Origin of the sequence: Roseomonas gilardii (assembly GCF_001941945.1) — a bacterium.
Classification (GTDB): domain Bacteria; phylum Pseudomonadota; class Alphaproteobacteria; order Acetobacterales; family Acetobacteraceae; genus Roseomonas.
Genome location: NZ_CP015583.1, coordinates 567055 through 589358 on the forward strand (window position 1 = coordinate 567055; position 22304 = coordinate 589358).

The 22304-nt window shown below is 71.2% G+C and carries 21 protein-coding genes and 1 riboswitch; of the genes, 11 read left to right on the plus strand and 10 right to left on the minus strand.

Annotated elements, in window-relative coordinates:
* Positions 1–4 precede the first annotated feature (4 nt).
* The gene (locus RGI145_RS02475) at positions 5–928 is read left to right on the plus strand and encodes a LysR family transcriptional regulator (protein WP_075797095.1); all 924 of its coding nucleotides are present in this window, start codon (positions 5–7) and stop codon (positions 926–928) included.
* Positions 929–1094: 166 nt separating this feature from the next.
* On the opposite strand, the gene ahcY is transcribed toward RGI145_RS02475, so the two are convergent.
* The 7 genes from ahcY to RGI145_RS02510 all read right to left on the minus strand — a co-directional run bounded on the left by ahcY (position 1095) and on the right by RGI145_RS02510 (position 7426).
* Positions 1095–2507, minus strand: a complete 1413-nt coding sequence (gene ahcY / locus RGI145_RS02480) for an adenosylhomocysteinase (RefSeq protein WP_075797096.1) — start codon at positions 2505–2507, stop codon at positions 1095–1097.
* Positions 2508–2812: 305 nt separating this feature from the next.
* Complete coding sequence (locus RGI145_RS02485) at positions 2813–3121, minus strand: hypothetical protein (protein ID WP_075797097.1); 309 nt, start codon at positions 3119–3121, stop codon at positions 2813–2815.
* 212 nt (positions 3122–3333) lie between these two features.
* Complete coding sequence (ptsP, locus tag RGI145_RS02490; protein WP_075797098.1) at positions 3334–5211, minus strand: phosphoenolpyruvate--protein phosphotransferase; 1878 nt, start codon at positions 5209–5211, stop codon at positions 3334–3336.
* Entirely contained in the window at positions 5201–5500 is a 300-nt protein-coding gene (locus tag RGI145_RS02495; protein WP_027282707.1) for an HPr family phosphocarrier protein, read from the minus strand. Before RGI145_RS02495 ends, ptsP begins: the two co-directional genes overlap by 11 nt.
* Entirely contained in the window at positions 5497–5991 is a 495-nt protein-coding gene (locus tag RGI145_RS02500; RefSeq protein WP_075797099.1) for a PTS sugar transporter subunit IIA, read from the minus strand. The genes RGI145_RS02495 and RGI145_RS02500 overlap by 4 nt, the downstream gene beginning before the upstream one ends.
* Positions 5988–6908, minus strand: coding sequence for an RNase adapter RapZ (gene rapZ, locus RGI145_RS02505; RefSeq protein ID WP_075797100.1), 921 nt, complete (start codon positions 6906–6908; stop codon positions 5988–5990). The genes RGI145_RS02500 and rapZ overlap by 4 nt, the downstream gene beginning before the upstream one ends.
* Positions 6905–7426 carry an HPr kinase/phosphorylase gene (locus RGI145_RS02510; RefSeq protein WP_075799767.1) on the minus strand — a complete coding sequence of 174 codons (522 nt, stop codon included), beginning with the start codon at positions 7424–7426 and terminating at the stop codon, positions 6905–6907. Before RGI145_RS02510 ends, rapZ begins: the two co-directional genes overlap by 4 nt.
* Before the next feature lie 177 nt (positions 7427–7603).
* Between RGI145_RS02510 and RGI145_RS02515 the strand changes: the two genes are divergently transcribed.
* The 5 genes from RGI145_RS02515 (at position 7604) to RGI145_RS02535 (ending at position 14888) form a co-directional block, all read left to right on the plus strand.
* Positions 7604–8200, plus strand: a complete 597-nt coding sequence (locus tag RGI145_RS02515) for a DedA family protein (protein ID WP_027282705.1) — start codon at positions 7604–7606, stop codon at positions 8198–8200.
* A 165-nt stretch (positions 8201–8365) separates the two neighbouring features.
* The gene (locus RGI145_RS02520) at positions 8366–10462 is read left to right on the plus strand and encodes a YjbH domain-containing protein (protein ID WP_237183174.1); all 2097 of its coding nucleotides are present in this window, start codon (positions 8366–8368) and stop codon (positions 10460–10462) included.
* A 103-nt stretch (positions 10463–10565) separates the two neighbouring features.
* Positions 10566–11387 carry a formate/nitrite transporter family protein gene (locus RGI145_RS02525; protein WP_075797102.1) on the plus strand — a complete coding sequence of 274 codons (822 nt, stop codon included), beginning with the start codon at positions 10566–10568 and terminating at the stop codon, positions 11385–11387.
* A 455-nt stretch (positions 11388–11842) separates the two neighbouring features.
* Positions 11843–13543, plus strand: a complete 1701-nt coding sequence (ade, locus tag RGI145_RS02530; protein WP_208863913.1) for an adenine deaminase — start codon at positions 11843–11845, stop codon at positions 13541–13543.
* 52 nt (positions 13544–13595) lie between these two features.
* The gene (locus tag RGI145_RS02535; protein WP_237183175.1) at positions 13596–14888 is read left to right on the plus strand and encodes a D-amino acid dehydrogenase; all 1293 of its coding nucleotides are present in this window, start codon (positions 13596–13598) and stop codon (positions 14886–14888) included.
* A gap of 18 nt (positions 14889–14906) precedes the next feature.
* On the opposite strand, the gene RGI145_RS02540 is transcribed toward RGI145_RS02535, so the two are convergent.
* The 3 genes from RGI145_RS02540 to RGI145_RS02550 all read right to left on the minus strand — a co-directional run bounded on the left by RGI145_RS02540 (position 14907) and on the right by RGI145_RS02550 (position 16947).
* Positions 14907–15374: a hypothetical protein gene (locus tag RGI145_RS02540; protein WP_075797104.1), complete on the minus strand. Its 468-nt coding sequence runs from the start codon at positions 15372–15374 to the stop codon at positions 14907–14909.
* A gap of 204 nt (positions 15375–15578) precedes the next feature.
* Entirely contained in the window at positions 15579–16010 is a 432-nt protein-coding gene (gene crcB / locus RGI145_RS02545; RefSeq protein WP_075797105.1) for a fluoride efflux transporter CrcB, read from the minus strand.
* An 82-nt stretch (positions 16011–16092) separates the two neighbouring features.
* A riboswitch (Fluoride riboswitch) is annotated at positions 16093–16155 on the minus strand.
* Between the two features lie 60 nt (positions 16156–16215).
* Positions 16216–16947 (minus strand): GntR family transcriptional regulator, encoded by a 732-nt coding sequence (locus RGI145_RS02550; protein ID WP_237183265.1) that lies wholly within the window; start codon positions 16945–16947, stop codon positions 16216–16218.
* Between the two features lie 197 nt (positions 16948–17144).
* Here RGI145_RS02550 and RGI145_RS02555 point away from each other — a divergent pair, with 197 nt between their 5' ends.
* The 5 genes from RGI145_RS02555 to RGI145_RS02575 are packed head-to-tail and all read left to right on the plus strand — an operon-like array spanning position 17145 to position 22298.
* Positions 17145–18704 (plus strand): ABC transporter substrate-binding protein, encoded by a 1560-nt coding sequence (locus RGI145_RS02555; protein ID WP_075797107.1) that lies wholly within the window; start codon positions 17145–17147, stop codon positions 18702–18704.
* A gap of 4 nt (positions 18705–18708) precedes the next feature.
* A complete protein-coding gene (locus tag RGI145_RS02560) occupies positions 18709–19668 on the plus strand; it encodes an ABC transporter permease (protein ID WP_083670312.1) in 960 nt (319 codons plus the stop codon).
* Positions 19668–20498 (plus strand): ABC transporter permease, encoded by an 831-nt coding sequence (locus RGI145_RS02565; protein WP_075797108.1) that lies wholly within the window; start codon positions 19668–19670, stop codon positions 20496–20498. Before RGI145_RS02560 ends, RGI145_RS02565 begins: the two co-directional genes overlap by 1 nt.
* Positions 20495–21496, plus strand: coding sequence for an ABC transporter ATP-binding protein (locus RGI145_RS02570; protein WP_075797109.1), 1002 nt, complete (start codon positions 20495–20497; stop codon positions 21494–21496). Before RGI145_RS02565 ends, RGI145_RS02570 begins: the two co-directional genes overlap by 4 nt.
* Positions 21489–22298, plus strand: coding sequence for an ATP-binding cassette domain-containing protein (locus tag RGI145_RS02575; RefSeq protein ID WP_237183176.1), 810 nt, complete (start codon positions 21489–21491; stop codon positions 22296–22298). Before RGI145_RS02570 ends, RGI145_RS02575 begins: the two co-directional genes overlap by 8 nt.
* Positions 22299–22304 lie beyond the last annotated feature (6 nt).

Sequence of the window (22304 nt, forward strand, 5' to 3'; positions counted from 1 at the left end):
TGGCATGACGCTGGAGCAGCTGCGTGTCTTCGTGGCCGTGGCCGAGCGCCAGCATGTCACCCGGGCGGCGGAGGCGCTGCACATCGCCCAGTCGGCCGCCAGCGCGGCGGTGGCGACGCTGGAGGCGCGCCATGGGGTGCGGCTCTTCGACCGGCTGGGGCGCGGCATCACGCTGACGGAGGCGGGACGGCTCTTCCTGGCGGAGGCCCGTGCCGTGCTGGCCCGGGCCGAGGCGGCGGAACGTGTCCTGGCGGAGCTGGGAGGGCTGGAGCGGGGCGTGCTGACCGTGCAGGCGAGCCAGACCATCGCCAGCTATTGGCTGCCGCGCCATCTCGTGGCCTTCCGGCGCGCCTATCCGGGCATCGAGATCCGGCTGGGGATCGGCAACACGGCGCAGGTGGCTGCGGCGGTGCATGACGGGCTGGCGGAGCTGGGCTTCGTCGAGGGCCGCGTGGAGGACCCGGTGCTCGCCAGCCGCGACGTGGCCACCGACCAGCTGGTGCTGGTGGTGGCGCCCGGACATCCCTGGACGGGCGCCTTGCCGGGGGATCTGGCCGGTCTTGTGGCGGAGGGGGAATGGGTGTTGCGCGAACCCGGTTCCGGCACCCGTTCGGCCTTCGAGGCCCTGCTGACCGGGGCCGGCCTGCGGGAGCGCCTGCGCGTGGCGCTGGAACTGCCGTCCAACGAGGCGGTCCGGGCGGCGGTCGAGGCGGGCATGGGCGCGACGGTGATCTCCGCCTCGGTGGCGGCGCCCAGCCTGGAGGCCGGCCTGCTGCAACAATTGCCCTTCCCCCTGCCGGAACGCGCCTATCACGTCCTGAGCCATCGGGAGCGGCGCTACAGCGGTGCGGCGCGCAGACTGTTGGATCTCGTGACCGGGGCGGTGCCCCTGGCCGGGAGAAGTCCCGCCGGAACCCTGACGGGGTGACGCGCCCGGCGGCATGGGGCGGGGATAACCCCTGCCGGGACGCTCGCGAATGGTCCCGGGGGAAGGCCGGCTTGGGACCGGCCTCCGTGGCGGTGGGGCCCGCACCGCCGGGCACCATGCCCGGCAAGCGGCCCGCCACGGCCCTCTTTCCCCCGGGTGAGGTTCGTCAGTAGCGGTACTGCTCGGCCTTGAAGGGGCCGGCCTGCGGCACGCCGATATAGTCGGCCTGCTGCTGGCTCAGCACCGTCAGCTTCGCGCCGACCTTCTCCAGGTGCAGGGCCGCCACCTTCTCGTCGAGATGCTTCGGCAGGGTGTAGACCTGCTTCTCGTACTTCGCGCCATTGGTCCAGAGCTCGATCTGGGCGAGCGTCTGGTTGGTGAAGGAGGCGCTCATCACGAAGCTCGGATGGCCGGTGGCGTTGCCGAGGTTCACGAGGCGGCCTTCGGAAAGCAGCGTGATCGCCTTGCCGTCCGGGAAGGTGATCTCGTCCACCTGCGGCTTCACGTTGCTCCACTTCAGGTTCTTCAGCGCGGCGACCTGGATCTCGCTGTCGAAGTGGCCGATGTTGCACACGATGGCGCGGTGCTTCATCGCGCGCATGTGGTCGATGGTGATCACGTCCACATTGCCCGTGGCGGTGACGAAGATGTCGGCGCGCGGCGCGGCATCCTCCATCGTCACCACCTCGTAGCCTTCCATCGCCGCCTGCAGCGCGCAGATCGGGTCGACCTCGGTGACCATGACGCGGCAGCCGGCGTTGCGCAGCGAGGCGGCCGAGCCCTTGCCCACGTCGCCATAGCCGGCGATGCAGGCGATCTTGCCGGCCATCATCACGTCGGTGCCGCGGCGGATGCCGTCCACCAGCGACTCACGGCAGCCGTAGAGGTTGTCGAACTTCGACTTGGTGACGCTGTCGTTCACGTTGATGGCGGGGAAGAGCAGCTTGCCTTCCTTGGCCATGGTGTAGAGGCGATGCACGCCCGTCGTCGTCTCCTCGGAGACGCCCTTGATCGAGGCGGCGAGCTTGGCGAACCAGCCCGGCTTCTCGGCGACCAGCTTCTTGATCAGCGCGAAGAAGACGGTCTCCTCCTCGTTGGCCGCCTTGTCGAGGAAGGCGGTGTCGCCCTTCTCGGCGCGCAGGCCGTAATGGACCAGCAGCGTCATGTCGCCGCCATCGTCCAGCAGCATGTTCGGCACGTCGCCATTCCAGTCGAGCGTGCGGTACACGTAGTCCCAGTACTCCTCCAGCGTCTCGCCCTTCACGGCGAAGACGGGCACGCCGGTGGCGGCGATGGCGGCCGCGGCATGGTCCTGGGTGGAGAAGATGTTGCAGGAGGACCAGCGGACCTCGGCGCCGAGCGCGGTCAGCGTCTCGATCAGCACGGCGGTCTGCACCGTCATGTGCAGGCAGCCGGAGATGCGGGCGCCCTTCAGCGGCTGCTCGGCCCCGAATTCGCGGCGCAGCGCCATCAGGCCGGGCATCTCGTCCTCGGCCATCGCGAGTTCCTTGCGGCCCCAGTCGGCCAGGGTGATGTCGCGGACCTTGTAGTCGGTGGCGGGCACGTTGGTATCGGGCATGGGTCGTCCGGAACTCCGGCTTGTGGGCGGGCCAGGGCGCCGGCGGGGCCGGTCCTGGTCAGGTATCAAGATATCTTTATGTCATGCGAGGGAATTTGGGAAGCGCGAAGCGCCCCTCCCGGCGCCGGGCATCCGTGAAGAGCCGGAGACAGGCCCCTGCGCGGCGCGGGGGCGGCGTGGGTCAGAGGCTGACGGTGGTGCTGATCGTCGCGGTGCAGGCGATCTTGGTCGGCTTGAAGCTGCAGGTGACACAGACCTCGAAGCAGATCTTGCCGACGCCGAAGGGGCCGCTGAAGCAGGTCCGGTTAGCAGTTCCCCTTCTTGGCGGAGGTTGGCGGCCCGCCGGCCGGGGCGTCTTCGGGCGGCAGGGCGATGGCGATCTGCAGGGTGCCGGCCTCGGCCTTCGCGTCGGCCCCCTTGCCGCTCTCGATCGCCTCGATCGTGGCATCCTCCAGCGCGGCCGGCAGGGGGATGCCCAGGATCTTCGCCAGGCGCTTAGCGTCCTCGCCGGGCGGAAGCTTGCCATCGCCGATCCGGTGGGAAAGCTCGTGGAAGAACTTCGCCGTTTCCACGAGGGTCTCGGCGGAACCGAGGAAGTCCGTGTTCCTGGCCATGGTCTGGCCCTCCCTTTCAAGCGCTGCTGTTCCCATCGTGGGTGCAGGCGGGGGCGGGCATCAGGCGGGAATCAGGCGGGAATTCTGTCTGGGCTCGCAGGTGCCGGGACGCGCGGGGAAAGGCGCGAGCGGAGGTTACACCTATTGGTTCGAAGTCATTACGAATATTTTCCGGCGCGGCGGGGGCCGGGGCAGCCGCCTTGCGGCCGGCCTCAGCTCCGCCAGTCGGCGCCTTCCTCGAAGTTCAGCACCAGCTCCTGGATGCGGCCCGGGTCCGACTGCTCCATGACCCGGCGGGCGAAGCGGGCGCAGTCGTCGATGTTCAGCGCCCGCACGGCCTGCTTCACCCGCGGCACGGCGGAGGCGTTCATCGAAAGGCTCCGCAGGCCGAGGCCGAGCAGCAGCGGCACCAGCCGGGGATTCCCCGCCATCTCGCCGCAGACGGAGACGGGCATCCGCAGCCGCAGCGCCGCCTCGGTGGAGAACTGGATCAGCCGCAGCACCGCCGGGTGGAGCGGGTCGTAGAGATGGGAAACCTCCGCCTCCGCCCGGTCCACCGCCAGGGTGTACATGGCGAGGTCGTTGGTGCCGATGGCGAAGAAATCGGCCTCCAGCGCGATGGCATCGGCGGCCAGGGCGGCGCCCGGCGTCTCGATCATCGCGCCCAGCGGCGGCAGCTTGTCGGGCAGGGCGATGTTGCCGCGGCGGCGCAGGCGCTTGGCCACGCGCTCGTAGATCTCGCGGGCCTGGCGGACCTCCTGCGGCACGGTGACCATGGGCAGCAGGACGCGCACCGGGCCGAGCGCGGCGACGCGCAGGATGGCGGCGAACTGTACCTCCAGGATCTCCGGCCGACGCAGCAGCATGCGGATGCCGCGCAGGCCGAGCGCCGGGTTGGCGCCGCCCTGGGCGAAGTCGATGGTCTGGGCGAGGGCCTCCATGTCCTTCTCGCCGCCCCAGTCGAGGACGCGGATGGTCACGCCGTCGCCCGCGATGCTTTCGACGATCTGGCGATAGGCCTCGAAATGCGCCTCCTCGTCGGGCGGCACGTCGCGGTTCATGAAGAGGAACTCGGTGCGCAGCAGGCCGATGCCATGCGCGCCGGCGCCGGCGATCAGCGGCAGCTCGGCCGGGATCTCCATGTTGGCCTGGAGGTCCACCTCCTCCCCATCCGTGGTGACGGAGGGCAGGCGGCGCAGCTTGTTCAGCCGGGTGCGCTCGCGCGCATAGCCGGCCAGGGCCTCGCGCCCCAGGGCGAGGGACTTCTCGTTGGGGCGGATCACCACCGTGCCGGCGCCGCCATCCAGCACGCAGAGGTCGTCGCGCCGCGCCGCCTCGGTCAGCCCCTCGCAGCCCAGCACGGAAGGGATGCCCAGGGCGCGCAGCATGATGGCGGTGTGGCCGTCGGCGCCGCCTTCCTCGGTGGCCACGCCGGCGATGCGGGAGGGGTCGATCAGCGCCGCGTCGGCGGGGGTCAGCTCCTGCGCCACCAGGATGGAGCCGGCGGGCACGTCTTTGAAGGAGCGGAAGCCGGTCTGCGTCAGGTTGCGGGTCAGGCGGCGGGCGATCTCCCGCACCTCGCCCGCGCGGCGGCGCAGGCCTGGCTTGTCGTCGTCCTTGGCGGCCAGGATGGCGGCGGCGATGGCTTCCGCCTCGTCGGCCACCGCCGTTTCCGCGGACAGCAGGCCGGCCTCGATGCGCTTGCGGGCGCCGCGCAGCAGGCGGGATTCGCCCAGCATCATCGCATAGGCGTCGAGCAGCGGCTCCAGCTCCTCCTGTGCCTCTTCCGGCAGGACGGAGAGGCGCTTCTTGAGCTTGCCGACCTGCTTGCGGGAGGTCGCCGCCGCCGTGGTGAGGCGGGCCTTCTCCTCCTCGACCTCGGCGGGCTGGATGGCGCGGCGGGGCGTTTCGGCGGGCGGTTCGGAGGTGTCGTAGGCAGGTCCGATCGCCACGCCCGGCGCGATCGGCAGGCCTTCCAGCGTGACCTCCCGCGTGCGGCGGCCGGCGCGCTTCACCTCGCCGGACTTGGCTTCGGGCCTGGCTTCGGCGCGGGGTTCCGCGGGCCTGGCCTCGGTCTTGTCAGTCTTCATGGAAGCCGGCCTCGATCAGGCCGGCGACCCCGTCCAGGGCCTCGCGGGCATCCCAGCCCTCGGCCTCGACCGTGATCGTGCTTCCCTTGCCGGCCCCCAGCATCATCAGGCCCATGATGGAGCAGGCCGGGACGCTCTGGCCGTCATGGACGATGTTCAGGCAGGCGGAGTAGCGCTCCGCCAGCGTCACCAGCTTCGCGGCCGCGCGGGCGTGCAGGCCGCGCGTGTTGACCACGGTGACCTTGCGCCGCAGCACCGGCGTTCCGGGCTGGACGGTTTCGGTGCTCATCGGCTTCCTCCCTGCGCGGCGTGGGGTATCCCTTGAGCGGTCCCCTGAGCTGTCCCCTGGGCCGTCCCTTCCTCGCTTCTGGCGGCGTAGGGCAGGGTCCCGCGCAACTCGGCCACCGTGCCGAGATACTTGCGCGCGGCCGTGACGGCATGTTGCACCGCCTGGTGCATCGGTTCCACGCCCCGCAGCTTGGCGAGCTTGACCAGCAGGGGCAGGTTGACGCCGGCCACCACTTCCACGTCGCCTTCCTCCAGCATGGAGGTGGCGAGGTTGGCGGGGGTGCCGCCATACATGTCGGTCAGCACCACGATGCCGTCGCCCTGCCGCACCTCGGCCACGCGGGCGCGCAGCTCCTCGCGGCGGTTCTCGGCATTGTCCTCCGGCCCGATGCACAGGCAGGCGACGTTCTTCTGCGGGCCCATGACATGCTCCATGGCGAGGCGAAGTTCCTCGGCCAGGCGCCCATGGGTGACCAGTACCATTCCAATCATGGCGAGAACACTCGGGCCTCCGGCCCCGGCGAAGGCGCGGCGGGCTCGACCGTCAGGCGCAGTTCGCGATGCGAAAGATCGACCCGCCATCCCTGGCGGGCCAGATGGGCGGCCAGCCGCTCGGCGGTCAGCACCGAACGGTGCTTGCCGCCCGTGCAGCCGAGCGCGATGGAGAGGTACTTCTTGCCCTCGGCCTGATAGCGCGGCAGCAGCGGGTCCAGCAGCCCGGTCAGGTGGGTCCAGAACGGGGCAAAATCCGGGTCGGCCTCGATGAAGGCCGCCACGGGGGCGTCTCTCCCTGTCATGGGGCGCAATATGGGGTCGTAGTGCGGGTTTCGCAGGAAGCGCAGATCGAAAACCAGATCCGCGTCCCGCGGCAGGCCCTTGGGGAAGCCGAAGGACTTCACCGAGACCGACATGCCCGGCGCCCGGTCGGGGCGGAAGCGGGCCTCCACCATCCGCCGGAGGTCGGGCAGGGGCAGGCCGGTGGTGTCCACCACCCAGTCCGCTGCGTCGCGCAGGGGGGCCAGCAGCTCCGCCTCCCGCGCGATGCCCTCGGCGGCGCTGCCCTCGGGGGCCAGGGGGTGGCGCCGCCGCGTCTCGGAATAGCGGTGCATCAGCGTGTCGGCATCGGCGGCGGCGAAGACGATCTGCAGGTCCATGTCCGGCCGGTGGCGCAGGGCCTGCAGCCCGGCGGACAGGATATGGGCGTCGAAGCCGCGGCTGCGCGTGTCCACGCCCACCGCCAGGGGGGGACTGCCGGGAGTCTCGCCGCCATCGGTGAGCAGGCTGCCCAGCACGGAGAGGGGCGGGTTGTCCACGGTTTCGTGACCCAGATCCTCCAGCACGCGGAGGATGGAGGCCTTGCCGGCTCCGGACAGGCCGGTGACGATGACGACCGGACGCGGGACGCTCATGCGGCCCCGGGAGACGGCGGGGGGGCGAAGGCCCCGGCATGGCAGGACAGCAGGCCCCGGGCGGCGAGCAGGCCGAGTTCCACCTTGCGGGGCGCCGAGGCGTCGAAGGGATGCAGCGCCACCAGGGGCACCGCGCCGCCGGGCGGGACGGCCGCGGCGGAGGGGCCGGCCGGCCTCCAGAGCTGCGGGAGCGGCAGCCGCGGCACCCGCGGGCGCGGGACGCAGGCCACCGCGAGGGCGACCGTCACCTGGTCCAATGTTTCGAAGCCTTCCAGCACACCCAGCCCACGAACCTCCAGCATGCCCTTCAGGGCGGGCGGCGCCTGGGCGAGCAGGGCACCGTCATGGTGACGCAGCAGAACCTGGTCGTCGGCGACCAGCTTCCATCCTTCCCGGTCCAGGAGCCGCAGGAGAAGGTCCGACTTCCCGGCCCCGGGCGGGCCGAGCAGGAGGACCCCCATACTCCGGTAGGCGGCGCAGCCGCCGTGCTGGAGCCGCCACTCCCCGTTCTCGTCCATCTGGAGGCCGATCATGGCGAAAAGGACAGGCGGCGAAAAGGGCCTCGCGGCCGGCCCGCCCCCGGCGCCCTTTGGCCTCCCCTGCGGCGGCCGGGAAGCGGCGAGGGAATGGGAGGGTTTCCGGGACGGGCGGGGCGGCTTGCCGGCCGTCACGGCGCGGCCTAAAGCCCGCCTGGAATGGACGCGCTGATCAGCGGCTTCGAGGCCTGGATCCGGGAGAACGCCGCCTGGGCGCCCTGGGTCGCCATGCTGCTGGCCTTTTCCGAATCGTTGCCGGTGATCAGCCTCCTGGTGCCGTCCACCGCCCTGCTGCTGGGAATGGGCCTGCTGATCGGCAATGGCACGCTGCCGGCCTGGCCGGTCCTGCTGGGCATCGTGGTGGGCGGCGTGGCGGGCGATGCCGTGGGCTTCTGGGCCTTCCGCTGGCAGGGACGGCGCCTGCTGCGCCGCTGGCTGCCGCGTCGCCAGTGGCGGAACTATGCCAGCGCGGTGCTGTTCTTTCGGCGCTGGGGCTGGATGGCGGTCTTCGCCAGCCGCTTCGTGGGTCCGGCCCGGGCCTTCGCTTCCGCCATCGCCGGCCTGTCGGGGATGCGGCAGAGCCATTTCCAGGCCGCCAACCTGTGTTCCGCCATCGTCTGGGCGCCGCTGCTGGTGATGCCGGGCTATCTGCTGGATGCGCTGGGCGCCCTTTTCCTGCGGCCGGGCGGCTGGGTCATCCTGCTGCTGGTCGCCGTGCCGGCGATCGGGGGCTGGAGCCTGTTGCGGCGGCGCTGAGGCCCGTGGGCGGCGTTTCCAGGGCTGGGCCGGGATGCGGGTGCCGCGCGGGACGATGCTGTGTTGAAATGGTCTCGGCCGGCAGAATTCCCGCATGAAGTGTCCAGGCGGCATTGAACTCCTTTCTGGCGTGTGCGCGTCTTCGCGGCGCCCGAAGCCTGTTCCGTGTCCCGCTTTCTCGTCTTCCTCATCCTTCTGCTCGCCGCCACAGCCACCGCCGAGGAAGTGCCTGCCACCGGTGGGGATTTCGGCGGGGTGGGGCTGCTGGAAACACGCAATGCGCGCTTCCGGGAGGACGGGGTCCTGGAGGCGGGGACGTCGCTGCGGGCGGACCGTCGCTTCTGGTTCCTGGGTTTCCAGGCGCTGCCTTTCCTGGAAACCACCTTCCGCCTGAGCGAGCGGCTGAACGGCACGACGGGGCAGGGCACCACCACGGACCGCTCCTTCGACCTGAAGCTGCGGCTGCTGCGGGAAAGCGCCTGGCTGCCGGCCGTGGCGGTCGGCCTGCAGGACATGATCGGCACGGGGATCTATGGCGGCGAGTATCTCGTCGCTTCCAAGCGCTGGCATGGCTGGGACTTCAGCCTCGGCCTCGGCTGGGGGAGGCTGGGCTCCGCCGGGGGGATACGCAACCCGCTACGGCGGATCTCCAGCCGGTTCGACGAGCGGGAGCGCGAAGTCGGGCGCGGCGGCACGCTGCGCACGGATTTCTTCCAGGGCGCGGATGTCGCGCCCTTCGGCGGCGTCGAATACAGCCTGCCGCCCCTGCCCACGCCCTGGGGCGACGTGGAGGGGCTGCGGGCCAAGCTGGAATGGTCGGGCGACGAGCTACGGGACGAGCGCGGCGGCTATCCCGGCCGGACCAGCGGGCTGCGCGGCCGGGCCCGCTCGCAACTGAACGGCGGGCTGCAATGGTCCAACGAATGGCTGGATGCGGGGCTGGCCTTCGTGAACGGGACCGACCTGCTGGCGCGGCTTTCCCTGCGCCTCGACCCGAACCGGATGCCGGAGATTCCGCTCCCTGCGCCGCCGCCGGTGCCGGGCCGCGCCGCGCAGGCCGGAGGGGACGGGGCGCTGGCCTCGCGGGTCTTCGCCGCCCTGAGCGCGGCGGGCTTCCAGCCCAGGGTCTTCGCGCTGGAGGATGGGGAAGCGCGGATCGCCGTGTCGGGCGGGCGCTTCCGCACCCTGCCGCAGGTGCTGGCGCGGATCGTCCGGGCCACCGAGGGGCTGCTCCCGCCGGAGGTGCGGGTGCTGCGCCTGTCCTGGTGGCTGGGCGGGGCGGAGGTTGCCCGGGCGCTGGCGCCGCGCGACATCCTGGCCGATGCGGCGCGCGGCCGCGTCAGCCCGGAGGAAGCCTTCGCCGCCGTGACCCTGCTGCCCGCGACCGGCGATCCCTGGCCCGGCGAGAGCCGCGCCCCGCCGCAGCGGCTTTCCTATGGGCTGGAGCCGAGGCTGGGGCTGATCCTGGGCGATCCCACCCGCAGCCTGCGCTGGCAGGCGGCGATCGCCGGGACGGCGCGGCTGGATCTGGGGGCGGGCTTCGCCCTCGCCGGATCGGTGCAGCAGCGCCTTCTCGGCAATATCGGCGGCGGACTGCCTTCCGACAGCCGGTTGCCGCATGTGCGGAGCGACTACGCCCGCTATGCCAGGGAGGGAGAGACCTCCATCCCGTCGCTCTATGCCGAGCGGATCTGGAACCTCGCCCCCGATGTCTTCGCGCGGGCCACGGCCGGATGGCTGGAGCCGATGTTCGGCGGCGTTTCCGGCGAGGTGCTGTACCGCCCGCACGAACGGTCCTGGGCGGTGGGGCTGGACCTGAACTGGGTGCGACAGCGCGACTATGACGGGATGCTGGGCTTCCGGAACTACGCTGTCGTGACCGGCCAGGCCTCGCTCTATGCCGACCTGCCGGTCTGGAACCTCTACGGCGTGCTGCGGGCCGGGCGCTACCTGGCCGGGGACTGGGGTGGCACGGTCGAGCTGGGGCGGCGCTTCGCCAACGGCATCGAGGTCGGCGGCTTCGCCACCTTCACCAACGTCTCCTTCGCGAAGTTCGGCGAGGGCTCCTTCGACAAGGGCATCTATGTCCGCATCCCCTTCGACCTCTTCGGAGCGCAGACGCGCAGCACCGCCCAGACGGTGATCCGCCCGGTGCAGCGCGACGGCGGGCAGAGGCTGATGGTGGACAATCCCCTCTGGGGGCTGACCCGCGACGGGCGGGACGAGGCGTTCGAGCGGAGCATCGGCGGCTTCGCGCGCTGAACCGCCGCGACGGGCCCGGCCTTTCGGCGATCCGGGGCGTTGCAGTGCCAGCACAGCCTGGAGAAGCGGGTCTTCCCCGGGAGCGATCTTCGGGGAAAGCGGAATGGCCGACGAGCAGCCGGGCGGGATGACGGAGTCCGAGCAGGAGAGCGCGGAGGAGCTGGCGGCGCCCCGCTCCCGCGTCATCCATGAGGTGATCCGGCGGCAGGGCGAGGAGGAGCTGGCCCGGCCCGTCGGCTCGCTCTTCTGGTCCGGCATCGCGGGCGGGCTGGCGATCACGACCTCGGTCTTCGCCGAGGGTGCCCTGCGCCACAAGCTCCCCGCCGGGATGCCCGGGCGGGAGGCGATCTCCGATCTCGGCTACAGCCTGGGCTTCCTGATGGTGGTCCTCGGGCGCATGCAGCTTTTCACGGAGCAGACGATCGTCACCGTCCTGCCCGCCATGGCGGCGCCGGGCTGGAGGCGTCTCGGCCTCGCGGCCCGGCTCTGGGCCGTGGTCTTCGCCGCCAACATGGTGGGAACCTGCGTCGCGGCGGCGGTCAGCCTGTGGCTGCCGCTGGCGGAACCGCCGGTGCTGGCCTCGATGGTCGAGATCTCGTCGGAACTCCTGCGCAAGACACCGCTCGACATCCTGCGGCAAGGCATCCCGGCGGGTTTCCTGATCGCGTCCGTGGCCTGGATCCGGGGAGGCATCAGCAGCGGCGATTTCTGGGTCGTGCTCGCGCTGACCTATGCCATCGCCCTGGGCGGCTTCACCCATGTGGTGGCCGGCAGCGCCGAGGCCTTCCTCCTGCTCTTCGCGGGGCAGGCCGGGCTGGGTCAGGTGCTGGGCGGCATCATCCTGCCTGCCCTGCTTGGCAACATCATCGGCGGGACAGGCCTCTTCGCGCTCCTCGCCCATGCCCAGGTCAGGCAGGAAATCTGATCCGGCCGGTGGTTCGCTTGCGGGTCTGGCGTCGCTCTGTCCCGGGGGGACAAGGCTCCGCCTTTTCCCCCCGGACCCCCCTTATCCGCCAGGACCCTGCGGGCCCTGGACCCCATTCGTTGGTTCCGGGCGACGCCGGACCGCGCCGGAGAGCATCGCTCTCCGGCGACTGCGGGCGCCGCCAGTGCGGACAGGGTGATTTGCTTCTTCGGGAACCCCGTCGATCCACCTGCTCACAGGGATGGGGCCGCAGGCTGACGGCCGCCACCGGAACCAACGAAAGCCTGGGGTCCGGGGACCGGCTTCGGTCCCCGGCGGAGAGGGTGTGGGAGAGGCGGCGCCTCTCCCACGGCGGGCGGCCACGCAGCGCACTCCCCGCACCAGGGGGCAAAGCGCTTGCGGAAAGGCCTGCGGTCCGGGAGCATCGGGGCGGTCAAGGAGAGGGGGCTGCGGCGATGCGGCGTGTGCTGGAAAGGCGGATCGACCAGGCCCTGGGGCGCGAGAAGGCCGATCTGGCGATCAGGGACGCCCGGATTCTCGACCTGGTGACGGGGACGGTCCGGCGGGGCGACATCGCCATCTGCGGCGACCGGATCGTGGGGACGCGCGAGAGCTATGAGGGCGTGCGGGAGATCGACGCGGCCGGGCGCTTCGCCGTGCCGGGCTTCGTGGACAGCCATGTCCATTGCGAGAGCACGCTGGTCACGCCCGGGGAGTTCGACCGCTGCGTGCTGCCGCGCGGCACCACTACGGCGATCTGCGACCCGCACGAGATCTGCAACGTGCTGGGCGAGGAGGGGCTGCGCTACTTCCTCGATGCCTCGCTGGCCACGGTGATGGACCTGCGGGTGCAACTGTCCTCCTGCGTGCCGGCGACGGGGCTGGAGACGGCGGGGGCGCGGCTCGACGCGCCGGAGCTGGTGCGGCACCGCGACCATCCGCAGGTGATCGGCCTCGCCGAGTTCATGAACGTACCCGGCGTGCTGAACAAGGACCCCGTCTGCCTCGACAAGCTGGCGGCCTTCGCCGATGGGCATATCGACGGGCATTCGCCGCTACTCTCCGGCAGGGCGCTGAACGCCTATCTCTCCTGCGGCATCCGCAACTGCCACGAGACGACAAGCTACGAGGAGGGGCTGGAGAAGCTTTCCAAGGGCATGCAGGTGCTGATCCGGGAGGGCACCGTCTCCAAGGACGTGACCGCGCTCGCGCCGCTGATCGGGGAGTTCACCTCGCCCTTCCTCGGCCTTTGCACCGACGACCGCAACCCGCTTGACATCTTCGAGCAGGGGCACATGGACTATCTCGTGCGCCGGGCCATCGCGCTCGGCGCGCCGGTGGCGGCGACCTATCGCGCGGCGAGCTGGTCGGCGGCGCGCGGCTTCGGGCTGCGCGACCGCGGGCTGATCGCGCCGGGCTACCTCGCCGACATCCTGCTGCTGGAGGATCTGGAAAGCTGCGCCGTCAGCCTCGTGCTGCGCAAGGGCGTGCCGGTGACGGCGGAGAGCTTCGCGGGGCGCGCCCTGCCGGCGCCGCCGGGCGGCAATTCCGTGCGCCTTGCCCCGGTGGGGCCGGAGGTGTTCCGGGTTCCGGAGAGCGCGGCGGGGTTGCCGGCGATCGGCATCATCCCGGGCAAGATCATCACCGCGCGGATCGACGATGCGCGGCCCCTGGTGCGGGACGGGCTGTGCGAGGCCGATCCGGCCAGCGACCTGTTGAAGGTCTGCGTGCTGGAGCGCCACGGGCGCAACGGCAATGTCGGGCGCGGCTTCGTGCGCGGCTTCGGCCTGCGCGGCGGGGCACTGGCCTCCTCGGTCGGGCATGACAGCCACAACATCTGCGTGGTGGGCGCCAGCGATGCCGACATGGCCGTGGCGGTGAACCGGCTGATCGCCCTGGGCGGCGGCTTCGTGGCGGTGCGCGACGGGGCCGTGCTGGCGGAACTCGCCCTGCCGCTGGCCGGGCTGATGAGCCTCGATCCCTTCGAGACGGTGCGGCATGCGCTGCACGGGCTGCGCGACACGGTGCAGGGGATGGGCTGCGCGCTGGAGGAGCCCTTCCTGCAGCTTGCTTTCCTGTCCCTGCCGGTGATCCCGCACCTGAAGATCACCGATCGCGGGCTGGTGGACGTGGACCGGTTCGCGCTGATCGGCTGAGGCGCGGCGGCAACAGCGAGGCGCGGCCGGCCGATATTGCACGCGGAGCCCCTTGGCGCGAAACAGGGGCGGCTGGAACGAGGAGCTTCGCGACATGCGCGTCACCGTGCTGGGGGCCGGGGTCATCGGCGTCGCCACTGCCTATTGGCTGCTGGAGGCCGGGCACGAGGTCACGGTGGTGGAGCGCCGCGAGGCCGCCGGGGTGGAGACGAGCTGGGGCAACGGCGCCATCATCCATGTCAGCTCCGTCCAGCCCTGGGCGGCGCCGGGCGTGCCGATGAAGGTGCTGCGCTGGCTGGGGCAGGAGGATGCGCCGATGCTGCTGCGCCCCTCCGCCCTGCCGCGCATGTGGCGCTGGGGGCTGGGCTTCATGATGGCGGCCCGCCCGGCCCGCTATCAGGACACCTGCGTCGCCAACCTGGAGCTGGCATTGCAGAGCGCGCGCTGCATGGCGGAGATCCGGGCCCGCACCGGCGTGGCCTATGACTATGCCGGGCATTGCGTCGTGAAAACCTTCGCCGATGCCGCGACGCTGGAGGCGGCGGCGCGGGCGCACGAGGCGCTGGCGCCCTTCGGCCTGGAGACGGAGCGGCTGGACCGGGCCGCCTGTGTGGCGCGGGAACCGGCGCTGGGGCCGGTGGCGGAGCGCATCGCCGGCGGCCTGTACTTCCCGCAGGACGAGATCGGCGACTGCAACAAGTTCAGCCAGGGGCTGGCCGCCTGGTGCGCGGCGCGCGGCGCCCGCTTCCACTACGGCACCACGGCGGAGGAGCTGGTGCTGCGCGGCGGGCGCGTGGCGGCTGTGCGGACCAGTGCCGATGGGGGCAAGGGGGAGATCGCGAGCGACGCGGTGGTGGTGGCGCTGGCCAGCCAGAGCCCGATCTTCCTGCGCCGCCACGGCATCGCCCTGCCGGTCTATCCGGTGAAGGGCCTCTCGGTCACCGTGCCGCGCCGCGCCTGGCCGGAGGGGCCGCGCAACGCCATCCTCGACGACATGCGGAAATTCGCCCTGACGCCGCTGGGCGACCGCTACCGCATCGTGGGCTCGGCCGAGGTCGCCGATTACGACACGACGCCCTCCCCCCGGCGGATCGGGGCGCTGATGCGCGGCGTGGCGGAACTCTTCCCGGCGATGGCCGGCACGGAGACGGCGGAGGGCGCGGTGCAATGGGCCGGGCTGCGGCCCATGGTGCCGGACGGGCGGCCCCGCATCGGCCCGACGCGCATCCCCGGCCTGTTCCTGAACACCGGCCATGGCCATACCGGCTGGACCATGGCGGCCGGTTCCGGCCAGCGGCTGGCGGCCCTGATCGAGCGGCCGGAGCGCGTGCCCGTCGCGGCCTGAGCGCGGAAGCGCCGCGCCCTATGGGGCGGCGCCGTCCCCGCTGTCGCCCCAGGGCGCGGCGGCGCGTTCGGACAGGTTCACATAGGTGTCCTCGTGGCGATCGACATGGACCATCAGGCCCATGGCCCGCGCTGCGAGGATGAACATGCCTTCCCCCACATAGCAGTCGCCCGACGGGTCCATGGCCTTGTGGAAGCGCTCCGCGACATGCTTCCAGCCATAGGTGGAGCGCCGGCGGTTGATGCGGCGGCTGGGGGGCGCCTGCTCGATGAAGCGGGCGGCCCGGAGGAGCTGGGCGACGCAGCGGGGGGAGGTCATCTCGGCACGGCGGGCGGCGTGCCGGGCGGTCGCATCGCGGTCGATCACCCGGTCGATCGGGCGGATGATGCCCTTCCAGCTCAGGAAAGGATCGGCTTCCCGCCCCTCGGCGATCACGGCCAGGGGGTCGGCCTCGAGATCGGTCAGGGTCCGCGGGCAGGCCACCACGCATCCCGTCTCCCGCCCTTGTTCCTGTTCCGGGCCGGCCGATGGCCTTTGGCGCGTGAGCTCTTCCATCCGGGGAACCTCTAAGGGTTCCAGTGGGCCGCGACCGGGGGCGAGGTCAAGCGGCAGGATGTCCGCCTGCCATCGCCGGAGGTCGGGCCTCGCCCCGTGCCCCGCCCCACGCGATGGCGCATGGGGCTTCCGCCGTCACGCATCCTCCTCGATGGCGGCCTGGGCGATCTGCCGGGCGCCGCCGTTGACATGGGCCGCGACGGTGTGGCCCACGGCCACCGCCCCGATGCAGAGCAGCAGGGAGGCCACGATGTTGATCGACGCGCGGAGCACGGCGCCGCTCCTCAGCAGGTCCAGCGTCTGGAGGCTGAAGGAGGAGAAGGTGGTGAAGCCGCCGCAGAGTCCGATCATCACGAAGAGGCGGATGTTCTCCGACACCGGGAAGCGGCCATGGGCCAGGGTCAGCGTGCCGAAGAAGCCGATGACGAAGGAGCCGGCGACGTTGATGAGGATGGTGCCCCAGGGCAGGTCGCGGCTGATCGGCAGCGCCAGCACGGAAACGGCATAGCGCGCCAGGGTGCCGAGGGCGCCGCCGATCATGACCAGAAGGCAGGTGGTGAATGACATGCTCGCTCCTTGCTTGCAGGGCGAGCGAAGGAACCCGCCCAGCGGCAGGCGTGGTCCGGACGCACTCCTACCGCATTCCGTGGTTGCGGTAGGAGTCATCAGCCCGTCCGGGCGGTTTCGGGGGAACCCCATCCCCATCGGGAACAGGGATAGGCCCGTGGAATGCCGAAGGCAACGGGCCCATCCGGGCGGGCTGGGGAAAGGCTCAGGGAGGGCCGGGACGGACCGCTCCGGAGGCTTGCGGCGTCCCTTCCGGTGATCCCTCCGCCCCGTCTTCCGGCGGCGGGGGCGGGGTCTGGCGGGGGCGGAGCATGATGACGCTGCGGATGTGGTAGCGCATCTCCGCCGCGGCGATGTCCGCTTCCCGGCGCCGCATGGCATCGAGGATGCGGCAGTGTTCGGCGACCACGCGTCCGGCCCAGTGGGGACGGCTGCCCTCCATCGCGCGCACCAGCGTCGCCTTGTCGTGCAGCATCTCCATCTGCCGCAGCAGCGCGGCATTGCCCGCGCCCTGGCCGATGCGGAGGTGGAAGGCGCCGTCGAGGGCGTGGAAGGCATCGAGGTCGCCCCGGGCGAAGGCCGTCTCCTGCTCGGCGATCAGCCTTTCCAGCACCGTGGTGCAGCCCGGCTCGCGCGCCACGGCGAGGCCGACCGCCATGCATTCCAGGGCCTCGCGCAGCTCGCAGAAGTCGCGGATCTCGGCTTCCGTCATGCGGATGACGCGGTAGAACCGGCCGAAGCGCTCCACCAGCCCGTCATGCAGCAGGCCCTGCAAGGCTTCCCGGACCGGCGTGCGGCTGACGCCGAAGCGCTGGCCCAGCGCCACCTCCTGCAACTGCGTGCCGGGGGCGAGGCGCAGCGAGACGATCTCCGCCTTCATGGCGGCATAGAGGTCGGGGCTGCGCGCCATGCCGGTGTCGGTCAGGAGGGTGGCCATCTCGTCCACGCCCGCGTCTCCTTGGATGCGCCGGGGTTGAGTATGCCGAAATTTGCGGCTTTGTGGATCAAAGCACCGGCACTTCCGGAACGCTGAGGCATTCTTGCGGCGAAAATCACCCTTGCAAAGCCCGAATATCGTGGATGTATACTGAACGACGAAATCCTTCGCCGATCCATCCGACGGGAACCAGCATCATGACCGAGGCTTCGCCTGGCGCCGGGCTTTCCCGGCGCGCTCTCCTCGCCGCGGGTGGCTTCGGGGCCCTGGCGCTGGGCGGGTTCCCGCGGATCGGCATGGCCGCGCCCGGCACCCTGCGGGCGGCCATTTCCGGCTATGGCGTCGTCAACACGCTGGACCCGGCGAAGGCGGCGCTGATCCCGGAATTCTACGTGATCTGGGCCCTGTATAACGGGTTGCTGAAGCTCGACGCGCAGATGCGGCCGGTGCCGGACCTGGCGGAGAGCTTCCGGACCACCGAGGACGGCGCGCTGGAATTCCGCCTGCGCCAGGGCGTGAAGTTCCATGACGGCGGCATGCTGACCTCGGACGACGTGAAGTTCACGCTGGAACGCCTGCTCGACGAGAAGACGCAGTCGCCCAACCGCAGCAAGGTGTCCGCGGTCAGCGCCATCGAGGTGCCGGACCTGCTGACGGTGCGGCTGCGCACCGACCAGCCCTTCGCGCCGCTGCTGACCTTCCTGTCCAATGCGCGCACCGGCACGCAGATCCTCTCGCGCGCCGCGGTGTCCGCCGATCCGGAAGGGTTCGGGCGCAAGCCGGTCGGCACGGGCGCCTTCTCCCTGCGCGCCTGGGAGCCGAACCAGGCGCTGAAGCTGGCCGCCTTCCCCGGCTATTTCGGCGGCGCGCCGAAGCTGTCCGAGGTCGAGATCCCGCTGATCGCCGAGGAAAGCAGCGGCGTCACCGCCCTGCTGGGCCGTCAGGTGGACCTGACCAGCACCGCGCCCTTCGCCGACATCCCGAACCTGCAGAAGCGCACCGACATCAAGGTGCTGAAGCAGCCGGGGCTCAACACGCGCTTCCTTTGCCTGAACAACCGCAAGCCGCCTTTCGACGACGTGCATTTCCGCCGCGCCGTCTCGCTGGCCATCAACCGCGACGTGCTGGTGCGCGTGGTGCTGTTCGGCGAGGGCGTCGCGACGCCGGGGCTGATCCCGCCCTCCCTGACGGAATCCTACGACCCGAAGCCGAAGCCGCTCTCCTCCTTCAACGCGCAGCGCGCCAAGGAGGAGCTGGCGAAGTCGAAATACGGGCCGGGCACCGAGGGCACGATCATCACCTGGGGCTCCGGCTGGTGGAAGCGCATCGGCGAGGTCGTGGCGGCGCAGGTGAACCAGGTGCTGGGCACGAAACTCACCGTCGAGGTCAACGAGGCCAATACCGTCTTCTCCCGCATCCGCGCCGGCGACTACCAGGCGGGCACCTGGGGCTGGCTCGGGATGATCGATCCGGACGAGTATTCCTACGATCTGCTGCACAGCGAGGGCTGGCGCAACTTCACCGGCTACAGGAACCCGAAGCTCGACGAGATCCTGGTGCGCGCCCGGCGGGAGCTCGACCCCGCGAAGCGCGGCGTGCTGTACCGGGAAAGCGAGGATCTCTGGATCGAGGACATGCCGGTGATCCCGCTCTTCTGCTCCAACATCCACAACCTGCTCGCGGCCAATGTTTCCGGCTTCACGCAGCTGCCCTATTCCAGTTTCGGGGACCAGTTCGCCGGCATGACGGTCGGATAGGGAATTGGGCGCCACCCACCTGCGGCGGGCCGGCCGCCGCGCCGGCATCCTGCTGCTGACCGTGCTGGCGGGGGCGCTGCTGGTCTTCCTGGCCATGAAGGCGGTGCCGGGCGATCCTGCCCTGGCCGCGCTGGGCGAGAATGCGCGGCCGGAACTGGTGGAAGCCTTCCGCCGGACGCACGGGCTGGACCGGCCGGTCTGGTGGCAGTTCGCCTCCTGGCTGGGCGGCGCGGCGCTGGGCGATTTCGGCCGCTCCCTGACGCTCGCGGGCGGCGTGCCGGTCGGATCGCTGATCGCCAGCCGCCTGCCGGTCACCGCCTTCGTCGGCCTCTACGCGCTGCTGCTGGCGGTGGCGATCTCGCTGGTGACCGGCACGGTGGCGGCCTTGCAGCGGGGCCGGGCCCTGGACACGGCGATGACCTCCTTCGCGGTGCTGGGCGTCTCCATGCCGGATTTCTGGCTGGGCTATGTGCTGGTCTTCTTCCTGGCGCTGAACTTCCCGATCTTCCCCTCCTACGGCTTCGTCTCGCCGGTGGAATCCCTGGGCGGCGCGCTGCTCTCCGGCTTTCTGCCGGCGCTGGCCATCGCCGCGCCCATGGCCGCCGTCTTCTCGCGCGTGCTGCGGGCCTCGCTGCTGGAGGTGATGCACCGGCCCTTCGTGCAGGTCTCGCGCTCGCTCGGCTTCTCCGGCCCCTTCGTCTTCTTCCACGCCGTGCTGCGCAACGCGCTGATCCCCTATGTCACGGTGATCGGGTTGCAGGTGCGCTACCTGCTCGGCGGGGTGGTGGTGATCGAGCGCGTCTTCGGCATCCCGGGCCTCGGCTCGCTGATGGTGGATGGCGCCTTCGGGCGGGACTATCCGGTGATCCAGGCCTGCGCGCTCACCTTCCTGGTCGTGGTGCTGCTCACCAACCTGCTGGTGGACCTCGTCTGCACCCGCCTCGACCCGCGGGCGCGTGCCTGATGGGGGAAATCCTGCGCAGCCGCACCCTGGCCCTCGGGCTGCTGATCACGCTGGTGGTGGTGCTCGGCATCGCCATCGGGCCGATGGTCACGCCCTTCCCGGCGGAGGAGATGGATTTCGTCAACGTGCTGACGCCGCCGGATGCGACGCACTGGCTCGGCACGGATTCCTATGGCCGCGACGTGCTCTCGCGCATCCTCTCGGGCGGCCGCATCTCCTTCCTGGTCAGCTTCGCCGGCGTGCTGGGCGGTGCCGCGATCGGGACGGCCATCGGCATGACCGCCGCCTGGCGTGGCGGGCGGTGGGAGACGCTGTTGATGGCCGGATGCGACCTGCTCTTCGCCTTTCCCAGCTTCGTGCTGGCGCTGTTCATGATGGTGGTGCTGGGCTTCGGCACGCAGAACGTGATCCTGGCCATCGGCCTCACCTACCTGCCGATCTTCGCGCGCCTCGCCCGCAACCTGACGCGCACGCTGATGCCGGAACCCTATGTGCAGGCGGCGCGGCTGATGGGGCAGGGGCCGGCGCGCATCCTGGTGCGGGAGATCCTGCCCAACATCCTCTCGCCGCTGATGGTGCAGGTGAGCGTCGGCGTGGCCTTCGGCATCGTGATCGAGGCCGGGCTCTCCTTTCTGGGCCTCGGCGTGCAGCCGCCGACCCCCTCGCTGGGCGTGATCCTCGCGGATGGGCGGGAATACTTCCAGAGCGCGCCCTGGGTGCTGACCCTGACCGGGCTGGTGGTTTCCGTGGCGCTGCTGGGGCTGAACCTGCTGGGCGACGGGCTGCGCGACCTCGCCGATCCGCGCCTGCGCCGGGCGGCCGGGCCATGAGCGCCGCGATGCGGGAACACCCCGTGCCGCCGCCCGAGGCCGCCGCCGCCCGCCCGCTGCTGGAGGTCCGCAACCTGCGCATCCAGGCCGGGCCGGTCTCCGTGGTGCGGAGCGTGGACCTTGTGCTGCATCCCGGCGAGACGCTGGGCATCATCGGCGAGTCCGGCTCCGGCAAGACCATCACCGGCCTGTCCCTGCTGCGCCTGCTGCCCGAAGGGCTGCGCGCCGAGGCGGATGTGCTGGTCTGGCGCGACCGCGACCTGACCGGCCTGTCGGACCGGGAGTTCCGCCCCTATCGCGGACGGGAGCTGGCCATGGTCTTCCAGGACCCGGTCGGCTCCTTCAACCCCGCCAAGACGATCGGCTGGCACCTGCGCACCGCGCTCGCCCGCCGCGACGAGGGGCGGAAGCCGGAGCCCTGGCATCCGCGCGCCGTGTCGCTGCTGGAGGGTGTCGGCATCCCGCGCCCGGAGGCGGTGCTGGAGCGCTATCCGCACCAGCTTTCGGGCGGCATGCTGCAACGGGCGCTGATCGCCATGGTGGTGGCGCTGGAGCCCGGCCTCATCGTGGCCGACGAGCCCACCACCAATCTCGACAACATCGTCGAGCAGCAGATCCTGACGCTGTTCCGCGACCTGCGGCACCGCCTCGCCGCCGCCTTCGTCTTCATCACCCACGATATCGGCATCGCCGGGCAGATCAGCGACCGGCTGGCGGTGATGTATGCCGGGGAGATCGTGGAGACCGGCCCGGCGGCGCAGATCCTGGCCGCGCCGCGCCATCCCTATACGCGCGGCCTGATCGCCACCGCCCATGCCCTGGCGGCGCGGGCGGAACGGCTGGCCGAGATTCCCGGGCAGTTGCCGCCGCCCGGGGCACGGCCGGAGGGCTGTGTCTTCCGCCCGCGCTGCGCCTGGGCGCGGGAGGGCTGCGAGGCCGTCCAGCCCCTGCGCACCGTCGCGCCGGGGCGCCAGATCCGGTGCCTGCTCGATGCCTGAACCCATGCCGGGCGAGCCCCTGCTGCGTGTCGAGGACCTGGTCGTCCGCTTCCCGGACCCGCACCGCCCCGGCGGCGTGCTGATGGCGCTGGACGGCATCAGCCTGGATCTCGCGCCCGGCGAGATCCTGGGGCTGGTGGGCGAATCCGGCAGCGGCAAGACCACGCTCGGCAAGACGGTGCTGCGCCTGTACGAGCCGCAGGGCGGCCGCATCCTCCTGCACGGGCGGGACATCGCCCATGCCACGGAATCCGAGCTGCGCCCGCACCGCCGCGCCATGCAGATGGTCTTCCAGGACCCGCTCTCCTCCTTCAACCCGCGCCACACGGTGGGCGAGGCCATCGCCACGCCGCTGCGCCTGCACCGGCTCTGCCCGAGGGCGGAGGTCTCCGCCCACGTCGCGGCGATCCTGGACGAGGTCGGCCTACCGGCGGGCTTCGCCGCCCGCTTCCCGCACCAGATGTCGGGCGGGCAGTTGCAGCGCGCGGCGATCGGCCGCGCCCTGGCCCTCTCGCCCGAGTTGATCGTGGCGGACGAGGCGGTGTCCAAGCTCGACGTCTCCGTGCGGGCGCAGGTGCTGAACCTGCTGCGCGCGGTGCAGGCGCGCAGCAACCTCGCCATGCTCTTCATCACCCATGACCTGCATGTGGCGCGCTTCCTGTGCCACCGGATCGCGGTGATGCATTTCGGCAGGCTGCTGGAGATCGGACCGACCGAGCAGGTCTTCACCCAGCCCCGCCACGACTATACACGCGCGCTGATCGGCACCCTGCATGGCGTGCCGGAACGCGGCGCCGCCTGAGGAGAT